The sequence below is a fragment of the Streptomonospora salina genome (genome assembly GCF_014204715.1).
GTDB classification, from domain to species: domain Bacteria; phylum Actinomycetota; class Actinomycetes; order Streptosporangiales; family Streptosporangiaceae; genus Streptomonospora; species Streptomonospora salina.
Window position 1 is genome coordinate 4,952,819 of the sequence record NZ_JACHLY010000001.1, and the last position, 12,776, is coordinate 4,965,594.

Sequence of the window (12,776 nt, forward strand, 5' to 3'; positions counted from 1 at the left end):
TAGACGCGGGTTCGCGGGGGAGCGAACGCTGCAAACCGTACTTGATAACGGTTTTCATTTCCAGTACCTTTTTTCCGTGCCTGATGAACAGCTCGTCATCGCCGACTACCGCGCCGCACGCACCTACGCGGTCGACGACGGATCCGTACGCGAACTCGGCGGCGGCGTCCTCGCCGAGCACGCGGGGTTCCTGACGCTGCCGCACCGCGACGGCTCCCCCGCGCAGTGGGCGTTCGCCGACGACCGTGCGGGATCCCTGGTGGTGGGAGGGCCGGGCGGTGAGCGCTGCCACCCGATCGCCATACCGGCCGAACACCTCGCCTGTGACCCCACCGGCCGCTACGTCGCCGTCACTACCGGCGCCGGGGCGAACACCGAGCCGTGGAGCGACGTGGTGACACTCGTCGACCTGGAGGCCCGAGCACCCCGCCGGTTCCGGGTGCGGACCGGCGAGCCCGGCGTGATGATCACCCCTGACCAGCGCAGCGGCGACCCCGTCCTCGTGCTCCGCCACCGCGAACCCGGGGCGATCGAGGCGCTCGCGCTCTCCCGCGCCGCGGCGGTCGGCCCGCACGTTCCCGAACTCCGCGGCGAGCTCACCGGCGACGTCGCCGAGGACGGGCACGGCGACGTCGCCGACCAGCGCACCGGTGTCGTCGCGACCGCGACGCGGCGCGGTCTCGAACGCTTCGCCGTCGAGGACGGCCTGCCGCGCCCGGTGGGCATCGTTCCGTGGCCGGTCGACGGGCGCGCGTACTACCTGCGGTTCGACCCGGCCACCGGATGCGCCCTCGGCGTCGTCCGCGGCGGCCCCGGGGCGCCCGACGCGTGGACCTCGTGGACCAACGCCCTGGTGGAGATCGAGCTGGCCTCCGGGCGGACCCGCCACGCGGAGCTGCCTCCCGGACTCGCGTTCCGCTTCGCGGCCGGGGGCGGGCGGGCCGCGGTGGCGACCGTCCACCCCGACGGAGACCGGGTGAGCCTCCTCGACCGGGGCGGCCCGCAACTGAAGACGGTGCGGCAGACCGCGCTCCCGGCGATGTCGAATCCGCCCGCACCGGACCGGCTGCCCTGGGAACCGGCGGGCGACGCACCCGCCCAGCGGCGCGCCGTCGCCCTCGACCCGGCCGGGACGGCCGTCGCCGTCAGCGGGGGCGGGGACGGCCTGGTCCACATCGTCCGCGACGACGCGACCGAGACCATCGCACTCCCGAGCCCGCTCGACGAAGGCGGCCACCTGCTCTGGTGGCCGCCGGCGCCCGGCGCCGGCACCGATCCCATCGGGCGCTGATGACCAGCGGCCCGCCCTATCAGACCTCACCGGCCCTCGACGCCGCGCTCGCACGGTGGGAGCGGCATGCGCGGCCCGGGCTTCCCCAGGCCGGGTACAGCCTCAGCCGGCTCGCCGGACGCACCCGGTACGGGATCTACCGGTTCCCCGAACAGATCCCGGTCCTCGAACCCGACGAGCACATCCTGCGTATGGCTCCTTCCCCGGACGGAGCCCGCATCGCCGTCCAGCTCGCCGACACCGCCGACGAAGACGCCGTCCTGGGCATCGTCGACGCCGCCACCGGCGAGCTGCACCGCTATCCCGAGATCCGCTGCCGCTATGACGAGGTGCTCTGGCAGGCGGACTCCTCGCGCCTGGAGGTCGCCGCCTCCGGCTCGGGTCGGCTCGTCGACCTCGATCCGGCGAGCGGAGAACGCCGGGAATCCGGACTCCCGCACGGGGGGCGTGTTCGGCTCTTCCGCGGCGGACGGCGAGGACTCGCCGCACAGAGCCGGCCCGGTCGCCCCACCGAACTCATCGACCGCGCCACACTGCGCACGCTGGGGACCTTCCCCGGCATCGTGCGTGTCCTGCCGTGCGGCGATGCGCTCCTCGTCCAAGACGGCACCGGCCTGCAGGCCCTCCACGTGGACAGCGCAACCGTGCGGTGGCGCTGGGCGGACCCCGACATCCGCATCACCTCGCTCGCCGCGCACGGCGACGACGTGCTCATCGCGGGCGTGCGCGAGGGCCGCAGCGTCCTCCTCCGGCTGGTCGAAGGCCGCGTGGTCGAGCACCGACCGGTCCGCTGCGGCGGCGAACCGGCGGTCGCGACCAGCGTGGCCTACGACACGGGAACCTTCCATGCTCTGGTGGAGGGACCGACCCTGCCTCCGCGGCCGGTCGCCGCCGAGGATCTGCTCACCGGCCGCGCAGCCGCGCCGCAGCGCACGGACCCGGCGCGAACGACCCGCCTCACCGTCCCCGCCGACGACGGCGCGGAGGTCACCGTCGTCCTCACCTCGCCGAAGGACGCCGAGGGACCGGCCCCGCTCATCCTCACCTGCTACGGCGGGTTCGGCGTACCGAGCCTGCCGGAGTTCGAACCGACCGTGCCCGCCTGGACCGAACACGGCGGCCGGTACGCGATCGCGCAGATCCGCGGAGGAGGAGAACACGGAACCGCCTGGCGCAGGGCGGGCCGCGGACACAACAAGCAGCGCGGCATCGCCGACCTCGCCGCCGCCGCGCGCGGCCTCGTCGACGCCGGCCTCACCCGCGCCGACCTGCTCGTCCTCGCGGGCGCCTCACACGGGGGAGTGATCGTCACCGCCTGTGCCCTGGCAGATCCCGGGCTGTGCGCGGGCGTCGTCAGTACCGCGGCCCCGCTCGACCTGCTCAACCTCGACGCGCACCCCTTGGGCCGCAGGTGGATCGGCGAGTTCGGCGATCCCGGCACCGCCGAGGGGCGTGCCCGGCTCGAAGCGGTCTCGCCTCTGAGTCGAGCGGAGAACCTCGCCCCCGGTATCGGACCGCCCGCGTTCCTCGGCATCGTCCTCGACGAGGACTCCCGGGTCGCTGCCGACGACACCGACCGGCTGGTCACCGCGCTTCGCCGCAAAGGCGGCACCGCCGAACTCTGGCGGGCGCCCCGCACCGGCCACGGCGGCAATCACCTGGACAGCCTGCACCGATTAGGAGCCACCATCCTCGGCTTCGCCGAACAGGCCACCGGATCAGGAGTCCCCCTCCCCACGACCCCCGCAGCGCCGCCCGGAACCCGCTGCCCGGACGAGACGGAGCGAGCATGACGACATACGACGAAAAACCCCCCGCCCCTCCGAACGGGCACGCGGCCACGGCGACCCGGACACCCCCGAGACCGGTTCCGGCGCCGGAGAACGCCCCCAGGACTCCGCGCCGGCGCGCAGGAGCGCTCGCGGCCCGCGTGCTCGTGCCGGTACTCGCGGCCGCGCTGCTGATCGTCCTGCTGCTGTCGGCGAGCACCGGAACCATCCCGGTGCCCATGGCCGACGCGCTGCGGATCGTTCTCGGCCACCTCCTGCCGGGAATGCCGTGGATGTCGGACGGTTCCCTCACCACGGTGCAGGACAACGCGGTCTGGCAGTTCCGGCTGCCGCGCGCCCTGCTCGCCGCGACGGCGGGCGCCGGCCTCGCCCTCGCGGGCGCGCTGATGCAGGCGGTGGTGCACAACTCCCTGGCGGAGCCCTACATCCTCGGCGTCTCGGCCGGTGCGGGGGTCGGCGCGGTGTCGTTCATCGTGCTCGGCGTCGGCGCGGGCACTCTAGGAATCGGGGCCGCCGCGTTCCTCGGTGCGCTGATGGCCACGGCCGCCGTATACCTGCTCGCCCGCAAGAACGGGCACATCGCTCCGCAGCGGCTCATCCTGGCCGGTGTCGCCCTCGGATCCCTGTTCAGCGCCGTGACGAGCTACCTCACCATCACCACCGACGCGCAGAACGTCTTCAGCATCATGTTCTTCCTGCTCGGATCCGTCTCCGCCGCCACGACCGGGCATCTCGCCCTGCCCGCCGCCGCGCTGCTGGCGGCCGGGATCTTCACGGCATTCAACGCCCGGGCGCTTAACGCGCTCCTCGTCGGCGACGACGCCGCCGCAACCCTCGGCATCAATGTGAACCGGCTGCGCAGCAGCGTCCTGGTGACCGCCGCCCTGCTGACCGGATCCGTCGTGGCGGTCTCCGGCGGCATCGGCTTCGTCGGGCTGATCGTCCCGCACATCGCGCGGATCATCGTCGGGTCGGACCACCGCAGAATGCTGCCGGTAGCGGTCCTCGGCGGCGCCGTGTTCCTCGCCGCGTCCGACCTTCTGGCGCGAACTCTCGCGGCCCCTACGGAGATCCCGCTCGGCGTTCTGACCGCACTGGTCGGGGCACCGTTCTTCCTCTGGCTGCTACGGCGCGACCGCTCCGACAGCGCGGGGGGCGGCCGATGAGAGTCGACATCGACGACCTCGACGTGCACCGGGGCGGCCGACCCGTCGTGTCCGGGGTGAGCATCCCGGTGCCGCCCGGTACCGTTCTGGGGCTGCTCGGGCCCAACGGGAGCGGCAAATCGACGCTGCTCCGGGCCGTTTCGGGAATCGCGCCTCCGTCATCGGGGCGGGTGCGTTTCGACGGCACCGACATCTCCTCCCTGAGCCGCAGGGAGATCGCCCGGCGCGTGGCGGTCATGGCGCAGGAGCACAGCGAGGAGTTCGAGATCCCCGTGCTCGACCTCGTCCTCCTCGGACGCATCCCGCACGGCACGGGCTTCGGCCGCGACTCCGACCGCGACGTCGCCATTGCGGAGCAGGCCCTCGACCGTGTCGGTGCCGCGCACCTGGCGACCCGCTCCTTCTCCGCCTTGTCCGGCGGCGAGCGCCAGCGTGTGCTGTTCGCCCGTGCGCTCACCCAGGACACCCCCGTCCTCGTGCTCGACGAGCCCACCAACCACCTCGACATCGCCCATCAGGTCGAGCTCGTCGACCTGGTCAGGAGCGCCGACCGCACCGTTCTGGTCGCCCTGCACGACCTCAACCTGGCCGCACGCCACTGCGACACCGTCGGTGTGCTCGACGGCGGGCGCCTGCGCTCCCTCGGACCGCCCGAACGCGTTCTCGACACCGACCTGATCCGCTCGGCGTTCGGCGTCGAGTCGACCTCCGTGGCCCATCCGCGCTCCGGTCGGCGCCACTTCATCTTCGACGCCCGAACCCCCGGGCCCGGTCCAGACACGGACGGTCCGATCCCCACCGAGGAAGGAAGCTCCATCCCATGAACCGCCGCCCCGACCGAACGCGTCCGCGCGCCACGACGCGTACCAGCACGCTTCCCTCCACGCTCGCCGCGCTGAGCGCGGTCCCCCTCGCCTTGACAGCGTGCGGAACCGGGGTCACCTCCGATTCCGCGGACTCCCAGGGTCCGGAAGAGACCGTGGAAGTCGCGAACTGCGGACGCAAGCTCACCTTCGACACCACTCCGGAGAACGTCGTGGGAATGATGCCCTCCCAGACCGGGATGCTCATCCGGCTCGGTCTCCAGGACTCCCTCGTCGGCCAGGCACAGACCGATGTCTCAACGCTTCCCGAGGACATCGCCGAAACGGCGGCGGAGGTCCCCGTCCTCAGCACGGACGCACCGCCGGCGCGCGAAGACCTCCTCGCCACCGCCCCCGACCTCGTGGTTTCGCCGACGGAGTACGAGTTCACCGCGGAGCAGGGCTTCGCAAGCGTCGACCAGCTCAACGAGAACGGCGCCCAGGCCTATGTGGCGACCGGCGGCTGCACCGACCGCCGCAACACCGCGGAGGTCACCGACGTCCTGACCGACATCACCGACCTCGGCGCGATCATGCGCGTGCCGGAGGAGGCCGAGAAGCTGTCGACGGAAGCCGAGGACCGGCTGTCGGCCGTCGACGAGGCGATCGAGGGCTCGCAGCGCCCGACCGTCGCCCAGGTCTATGTCGAGGGCGAGTCGCTCTCGGCGATCGGCGCCGGCGTGGAAGCCGACATCATCAAGCGGGCCGGCGGCGACAACGTCTTCGACCCGGACGCCCCCGAGTTCGCGGAGTTCTTCGCGGCCGAGATCAACCCCGAAGAGATCATCAGCCGCAACCCCGAGGCGATCGTCTTCGGGGCCACGGGAGCGGCCCAGGAGGAGAAGACCCGGGAATACCTGCACAGCACCTTCCCCGACGTCGCCGCCGTCGAGGACGATGTGCTCATCGCCGTTTCCCAGGCCGACCTGCACCCCGGCACCCTCGGCAACATCGGCGCGGTCGAGACCATCGCCGAGGAACTCCACCCCGGCGCGTTCTGACGTCAGAGCGCCCGGAGCCCTTGCCCGTCATCGCTTCCGCAAAGCAAGATTCGAGCAGGCTGGACATGGGCGTCCATGGCCAGCCTGCCGGCGGCGAAGAACTCCAGGATGTTCCGGGAGATAATTCCGGCTCCCACGACGGCGAGTCGTCCCCTGCGGGATCCCAGGAGCACTTCGGCCGCTAGAACCGCCGATGCCGCGGTCCGGGCGGCACTGATCTGGGCTGCCTCCATGCAGGCGAACGGGTATCCGGTCCGGTAGTCGTTCATCAGGAGTGCAGCCGAGGCGCGGGGTATCGATTCATCGATGTTCTCGGGAAAGATGCTGATCCATTTGGTTCCGGCCACATCGGTGTTTCCGCCGAGGTAAGCCGGTAGGGCGATGATTCGTGAATCCGGCTTATTCGGAAATCGAAGAAAGTAGCTATCCGGGTTTAATGAGGTGATCCCAGCGACTTTGGATGCCGGGAAAGCGACGAAACACGCAGAAGCGACAGACGGGTAGGAGTGTCCGTTCCCCGGACATAGACGTGGAGCCCCAGGTAGAAGGCGAGGTGTCGAATCTTGCCGGACTATCGTGAAAGGCTCCACGTGGTCACCTATCGTGCCATCCTCGACGTCGGCAGGGAAGCCGTCCACTTCCTGTCGAAGCTGCCGGCAGGCGAGCGCCGCCTCCGCGGCACCCGCGCCGGCACCCGCGCCCTGACCTGCTTCCACCAGGCCGTGCTCGTTCTGCGCCACTACCGCGACGGCACCGCCCCCGAGGCTCTGGCATCCGGCCACGGCATCGGGCGCTCCACCGCCTACCGCTACATCGACGAGGCCACCGCCGCGCTCGCCGAGCAGGCGCCCGATATCCACCAGGCCCTGGACACCGCGCGAAGCGCGGCAACCCCCCACCTCATTCTGGACGGCATCGTCATCCCCACCGACCGCTGCGCCGAGAAGACCACCAGCGTCAAAGGCGAGCAGATCGACCTCTGGTACTCCGGAAAAGCCCGTGTCCACGGAGGCAACCTGCAAACGTCGACCGGGAGCTGTATGTGCCGCGCTCCTGGACCGATGATCCCGACCGCTGCCGGGCCGCGGGCCTGGGCGAGGACCACAGCTTCGCGGCCAAGCCCCGACTCGCCGAAACGATGATCGAGCGGTTCCTCGCCTCCGGCCACCGCGCCCGCTGGGCCACCGGCGACGAGGTCTACGGCGCCAACCCCCACCTGCGCGCGGCACTGGAAGAGCAGCGGATGGGCTATGTGCTCGCCGCACGCGTTCCTCGCGGTGCTGCGAGCGGGTGAGGACACCGGCGCCCGCAGTGACGCCGCTGAGATGGTGCCGCTGTCCTGCAATGAGATCCAGCGGTTGCTCATGGCCTTGGTTGCCGATCGTGTCCACGGCCCCGATCACCGGCTTCGCTGGTCAGAGTGGCGACGACGCCACCAGGCACGAGCGCGAAGGGCTCACTATCGCCGTCGGCAAGCAGCCCGACCATGAAGATCACGATCTACAGCTGGAGTACTGGCCTCAGGCTTGTGGGGCGTGCTTTGCGGTGAAGGCCAGGAGCGGCGCGGCGGTCCGCGGCGGGTCTTCGACGTTGGGTGAGTGTCCGAGGTCGGGCAGCATCGTGACCGCCGCGCCGGGAACGGCGCGGTAGTCGTCGGCGGATGCCGGGCGCCACCTGCGATCCTCCTCGCCGAAGAGCACGAGCAGCGGCTTACCGAGGAGCGCCAGCCGTTCGGGGAGCGACCGCTCGTCCAGGTATGCGCGGACCGCCTGCGACGTCGCGGCGAACACGGACAGGTCCATGTCGCGTACCTGCTCCAGGAACGTTCGGGGGATCTCGAAGCCCGAGGCGAACGCGGAGCCCACGGCCTGGCGGAGTTGGTCGTCGGTGAGGTTCGGCCACTGTTTCGGATCGATACCGGCGGCTGCCTCCTCGATGTAGGCGTCCATCTCGGGCCCGGTGTTGATGAGCGCCAGCGCGGTCACGAGGTCGGGTCGCTGCTCGGTGAGGGCGGTGGCGACCGCGCCGCCGCTGGAATGGCCGACGACGACGGCGTGCTCGACGCCGAGCCGCTCCAGTGCGGCGCCGGCCCGGCCGGCCTGGTCGGGGACCGTGTAGCTCGCGCTGTCTGGTCTGGCTGACCGGCCGCTCCCGAGAAGGTCGATGCGGATGACGTGATGGGATCCGGTCAGCAGCGGAACCATCGGGTCCCACGAGCGGGCCGACGCCGCGGTTCCATGGATGAGCAGGAGTGCTGGAGCCGTGCGGGGGCCGTTCTGGTAGACGTGGATCTCGCCGCCGTCCAGGAGCAGGGTCGATTGCTTGGTGGCCTGGGCGTGGGATTCGCCGCTGGAAACAGTCATGCCTGCACTGTCGCCGCTGGTGTGTGCCGGTGGCTTGGACGAATGTTCCCGCCGATCGGCGTGCGTAGCATGGGCGAATGCGGTCCGGCGAGTCCGAACGGGACGATGCGGTGTTGTGGGACATCGCATGCCCGCAGCAGCCCGGACGCGTGCCCGGCGTCACCATGGCGGGCTTCGCCGACCGCGGCATCACCACGCCCGGCCTCCGGCTGATTCCGCATCCTGCCGTGACCCTGGTTCTGGTGTTCGGCGGCACGATGGCCGCGGAATACGCGACCAGGCGGTTGCAGGGCAGCTTCCTCACCGGGATCGGGTTCGGCGAAGCCGTCCGGGGACTGCGGGCGGAGGGTTTCGAGGCCTTGCAGGTGCGCCTGTCACCGTTGGTGGCATACGCGGTTCTGGGGCCCGTCGTGGCCGACCTCGACGGCACCGCGGTGGTCCTGGAGGATGTGTGGGGGCGGGAGGCGGCCCGGCTCAGTGAGCAACTGGGCGAGCGTTCCTCCTGGCAGGAACGCTTCGCGTGGTTCGATGGCTGGCTCACCGGCCGATGCGCGGCGGCGTCGCGGGTGGACGCGGAGATCGCCTGGGCCTGGCGCCGGATCGTCGCCGCTCGCGGCACGGTCCGGATCGAGCGCCTGGCGGCCGAGCTCGGCTGGAGCCGCAAACGCCTGTGGTCCCGGTTCCGGTCGCAGATCGGCCTTCCGCCCAAGCGTGCCGCGAAGCTGGTCCGCTTCGACCATGCCGTCCACGGCATCGTCGCGGGCCGGGACGCCGCCGGAGTCGCGGCGGATGCCGGCTACACCGACCAGTCCCACCTGCACCGAGATGTCGCGGCGTTCACGTCGTTGACCCCTGCGACCGTTGTCGACGAGCCGTTTCTCGCGGTCGACCACATCGCATGGGGATGGCCCTGACTACGAAGCTCGCCACGACCGGCCGCACCGCAGGGGTGGGATAGGCGGTTCGCGGCGGCAAGGCGGCAACCAGCACGCGGAGCCTGAGCACCCACCGACACCACCGTGCACGGCCCGGAGGTCGTCGGCCCAACCGGGCGCGACCAGCCCAAGCGCTGCCCTCATCCGAGAATGACATAGCCCTGGGCGCGGGCGCCTCTCCGTAGCCCCGGAGGGAGGCGCTCCAGTTCCGGTGTGCGTACGCACACCCGCGATACTGATCCGGGCACGGGTGGACGCTGAGCGGCCCGGAATTCTGCATATACCGGTGGGACGTTCGCCGGCCGCCGCCGACCGCTAATCATGGCCCCACGTGATCCGCACCGGCCCGCACCCGCGCTGACGCTGCTGTCGCTGGGGGCGGGCGTGCAGTCCAGCCCCCTGTTGCGCGTTGCCGCCGGCAACATCCGCGACGACGCCCTCGACCCCCGACACCGGTTCGCCGGCATGCCGCTGTTCATCCACGGCCCCCACGGAGAGCGCCGCATGGGCCGGCGCCAATGCACCAGCGAGTACAAGGTCCGCCCGCTCAAGCGCGAGACCCGCCGCCTACTCGGCCATCCCCACCCAGCCCGGGTGCCCAAGGGCGTGTATGCCAGCCAGGCCATCGGCATCAGCCCCGACGAGGCCCACCGCGCCAAGGACGCCGATGTCGGCTATCTGCGCAACGTCTTCCCGCTGCTGGACATCGGCTGGACGCGCCGCGACTGCGCCGCCTTCCTCACCCTCCACGGCCTCGGCGACACCCCCAAATCCGCCTGCGTGGGCTGCCCGTTCCGCTCCAACGAGTCCTGGAACGAGATGAAGACGACCGATCCGGCCTCTTTCGAGGACGCCGTCGCCTTCGACGCCGCCATCCGCCACGGCCCTCCGGGCGCCACCGCGAACGGCATGCCACTGCAGGGCACGGCCTACCTGCATCGCGACCGCATCCCCTTGGACCAGGTCGACTTCGGCATCGACACCGGCCCCGAGCCCGACGGGTGCTCGCCCTGGTCCTGCCGCGGCAGCGAGGAGCCGGATGAGGAGGACGCCGGCAACGACGGAGGTGACCGGTGAGCCTGCACCTGATTCCGGTGAGTCTGGCCGAAGCCAAGGCCTTCATCGAGGTCTTCCACCGCCACCTGCCGCCACCGCGCGGCCACAAGTTCAGCATCGGTGCCGCAGATCAGGCCGGTGTCCTGGTCGCGGTCGCCGTGGTCGGGCGCCCCGTGGCGCGCGGGCTCGACGACGGCCGCACCCTGGAGGTCACCCGCCTGGCCGCCGACGGCACGCCCGATGCCTGTTCGATGCTCTATGCCGCCTGCCGGCGCGCAGCCCGGGCCCTGGCTTATGAACGGCTGGTGACCTACACCCGCGCCGAGGAGCCCGGCACCTCGCTGCGTGCCGCCGGATGGGCGGCGGTGGCCGCGCTGCCGCCCCGGGGCGACTGGCATCCGCCCCGCCGGGACGGCCTCCGCGGTCCCGCCCGGACGCGCTGGGAAGCGCCGTGAGCGCGGTGCGATCCCGGCCCGGACGGTGCCGCCTCGCCTCCACTGCCGGTGCCGCGGTGCCGGCCCTGCCGTCTCCGGTGGCGCCCGGCGATCACGGCATGCCGGTGGGGCGGCGCCGGTGCCGAACCCCTCCGCCTCGTGCTGCCGCCGAGCTGCCGACAGCCGTCCCTGCATCCGTCCTGTCCCGAAGGTGAGGCCGGTGTGACCCACAAGCGAGAAAAGAGCTCTGACCAGCTGAAACGTGATTACAACCAGGGTGGTGGCTCCTACCCTGCAGCTCCCGCCTCCTCCAGTGCGGGGGAGCGGGACGCTGAGCCGGGGCCGCCGGAGGTCTACACCCCCGCCGAAGCGGCCGAGCTGCTCAAGGTCCCCGAGTCCTGGCTGCGCAAGAAGGCCGCCCAGCGGGCGGTGCCCTGCACCTTCCTCGGCAAGCACCTGCGCTTCAGCGCCGCGGACCTGCACCGGATCGTGCGCGAGGCGGAGCGGGAGCCGGTGACCGAGCGGGGTGCCCGGCGGCCGGACCGACCAGAATAAATCTACGATGTAAAGGACGGAGTTCGTATGGCTCACGCCGAACAACGCGGACGCGGATGGCGCGTGCGCTACCAGCGCCTGGACGGCACCTGGGGATCCCGTGGCGGATTCGAGACCAAGTCCGCCGCGCTGGCCTGGGGCCAGGAACAGGAGGCCGAAGTACGGGCCCGCACCTGGATCGCGCCCGAGGACCGCGAGGTCGCCTTGCGCGTCTTCGCCGAGCAGTGGATGGACACCGCCCGCCTGTCGGACGACACCCGGGCCAAGTACCGCTCCTACCTGGACACCCACATCCTGCCGGCATGGGGCGACTGGCCGCTGATCAGCATCTTCAACAGCCACGTCAACATCCAGGGCTGGGCCACCGACCTGCACGAGGACCTGTCCGAGCCCAGCGTGTCCTCGGTGTTCGCGTTGTTGTCCACCATTTGCAACACGGCGGTGCGCGCACGGCGCATCCCGGCCAACCCGTGCACCGGCATCCGGGTCTCCTCGGGCGACTACGACGCCGAGCGCCAGGTGGCCACGCCGGCGCAGGTGCTGCGGGCGGCGCTGCGGCTGCACTACACCCTCGGCCGCTCCGGGTTCGTGCTGTGCCTGCTGGATGCCTACACCGGGGCGCGGTGGTCGGAGCTGGTGGGGCTGCAGCCCCACGAGTACGACGAGGTCAACGGCGCCATCGCGGTGCACCGGCCGCTGCGCGAGACCGGCGGGACGCTGACCAAGGCCCCGCGCACCAAGACCCCGGCCGGCAAGCGGTGGGTGCAGCTGCCGCCGTTCCTGGATGGGCTCTACCGCGGGCTGCTTGCCGACACGGCAGGCGGGGCGTTCGTGTTCACCGGCCCGCACGGCGGGCAGTTGCGGCGCGGCGCGTTTCGTGCCCGGTTTTGGCGCCCGGTCTGGGACGGAGTCCCCGCCAGCGGGCAGGCGTGGCTGCGCGGGCCGATCCTGCCGGGGTTCACCTTCAACGAGGGACGCCACACCCACCGCACCTGGCTGGCTGACGACGGGATCCCCGAAGTCGGCCGGGCGGCGCGGCTGGGGCATCGGATGCCGGGCATGGCCGACGTCTACGAGCACGTCACGCCCGAGACCAAGACCCGAATCCTTCAGGCGCTCACCCGCCGCTGGGAGGAGAGTCTCACCGGGATCGATCACGCAGAGCGACGAAAATTGGCGCTGTTCGTGCCGGAGTTGGCCGATGTGCACTACCGGGACGACGCCGCGTGAGGGTCTCGACGACCCCCCGAAAAAAAGATGATCTCCCAGATGTCTCCCACGGCGGCTGACGCCGCCCGTGGACAGATCTGAGAGACCCATCC

At 71.3% G+C, this 12,776-nt stretch carries 12 protein-coding genes and 1 pseudogene; 11 read left to right on the forward strand and 2 right to left on the reverse strand.

Annotated features, from left to right (window positions below):
• The first annotated feature begins 76 nt into the window (after positions 1-76).
• The 5 genes from HNR25_RS22360 to HNR25_RS22380 all read left to right on the forward strand — a co-directional run bounded on the left by HNR25_RS22360 (position 77) and on the right by HNR25_RS22380 (position 6,111).
• On the forward strand, positions 77-1,291 hold the full coding sequence (locus HNR25_RS22360) for a hypothetical protein (protein WP_184638415.1): 1,215 nt from the start codon (positions 77-79) through the stop codon (positions 1,289-1,291).
• A complete protein-coding gene (locus HNR25_RS22365; protein ID WP_184638416.1) occupies positions 1,291-3,084 on the forward strand; it encodes a prolyl oligopeptidase family serine peptidase in 1,794 nt (597 codons plus the stop codon). The genes HNR25_RS22360 and HNR25_RS22365 overlap by 1 nt, the downstream gene beginning before the upstream one ends.
• Before the next feature lie 137 nt (positions 3,085-3,221).
• Positions 3,222-4,247, forward strand: coding sequence for a FecCD family ABC transporter permease (locus HNR25_RS22370; RefSeq protein WP_184638418.1), 1,026 nt, complete (start codon positions 3,222-3,224; stop codon positions 4,245-4,247).
• Positions 4,244-5,071: an ABC transporter ATP-binding protein gene (locus HNR25_RS22375; RefSeq protein WP_184638420.1), complete on the forward strand. Its 828-nt coding sequence runs from the start codon at positions 4,244-4,246 to the stop codon at positions 5,069-5,071. The genes HNR25_RS22370 and HNR25_RS22375 overlap by 4 nt, the downstream gene beginning before the upstream one ends.
• Positions 5,068-6,111 carry an ABC transporter substrate-binding protein gene (locus HNR25_RS22380; protein ID WP_184638422.1) on the forward strand — a complete coding sequence of 348 codons (1,044 nt, stop codon included), beginning with the start codon at positions 5,068-5,070 and terminating at the stop codon, positions 6,109-6,111. Before HNR25_RS22375 ends, HNR25_RS22380 begins: the two co-directional genes overlap by 4 nt.
• 2 nt (positions 6,112-6,113) lie before the next feature.
• Here the strand turns inward: HNR25_RS22380 and HNR25_RS26245 are convergent, their stop codons facing one another.
• Positions 6,114-7,118, reverse strand: coding sequence for a hypothetical protein (locus HNR25_RS26245; RefSeq protein WP_312862689.1), 1,005 nt, complete (start codon positions 7,116-7,118; stop codon positions 6,114-6,116).
• Here HNR25_RS26245 and HNR25_RS27240 point away from each other — a divergent pair.
• Positions 7,118-7,402 (forward strand): annotated as a pseudogene (locus tag HNR25_RS27240) (transposase); the annotation flags it as partial. The gene HNR25_RS26245 and the pseudogene HNR25_RS27240 sit on opposite strands and share 1 nt — an antisense overlap.
• A 229-nt stretch (positions 7,403-7,631) precedes the next feature.
• Here HNR25_RS27240 and HNR25_RS22400 read toward each other — a convergent pair.
• Positions 7,632-8,474 (reverse strand): alpha/beta fold hydrolase, encoded by an 843-nt coding sequence (locus HNR25_RS22400; protein WP_184638427.1) that lies wholly within the window; start codon positions 8,472-8,474, stop codon positions 7,632-7,634.
• Between the two features lie 77 nt (positions 8,475-8,551).
• On the opposite strand from HNR25_RS22400, the gene HNR25_RS22405 reads away from it, so the two are divergent.
• The 5 genes from HNR25_RS22405 to HNR25_RS22425 all read left to right on the forward strand — a co-directional run bounded on the left by HNR25_RS22405 (position 8,552) and on the right by HNR25_RS22425 (position 12,684).
• The gene (locus tag HNR25_RS22405) at positions 8,552-9,388 is read left to right on the forward strand and encodes a helix-turn-helix domain-containing protein (RefSeq protein WP_221457783.1); all 837 of its coding nucleotides are present in this window, start codon (positions 8,552-8,554) and stop codon (positions 9,386-9,388) included.
• A gap of 342 nt (positions 9,389-9,730) precedes the next feature.
• Positions 9,731-10,486: a hypothetical protein gene (locus HNR25_RS22410; protein ID WP_184638429.1), complete on the forward strand. Its 756-nt coding sequence runs from the start codon at positions 9,731-9,733 to the stop codon at positions 10,484-10,486.
• Positions 10,483-10,920, forward strand: coding sequence for an XF1762 family protein (locus tag HNR25_RS22415; protein WP_184638431.1), 438 nt, complete (start codon positions 10,483-10,485; stop codon positions 10,918-10,920). The genes HNR25_RS22410 and HNR25_RS22415 overlap by 4 nt, the downstream gene beginning before the upstream one ends.
• Positions 10,921-11,121: 201 nt before the next feature.
• The gene (locus HNR25_RS22420; protein ID WP_312862690.1) at positions 11,122-11,454 is read left to right on the forward strand and encodes a helix-turn-helix domain-containing protein; all 333 of its coding nucleotides are present in this window, start codon (positions 11,122-11,124) and stop codon (positions 11,452-11,454) included.
• A 27-nt stretch (positions 11,455-11,481) separates the two neighbouring features.
• Complete coding sequence (locus HNR25_RS22425; protein WP_184638433.1) at positions 11,482-12,684, forward strand: tyrosine-type recombinase/integrase; 1,203 nt, start codon at positions 11,482-11,484, stop codon at positions 12,682-12,684.
• Positions 12,685-12,776: the final 92 nt, after the last annotated feature.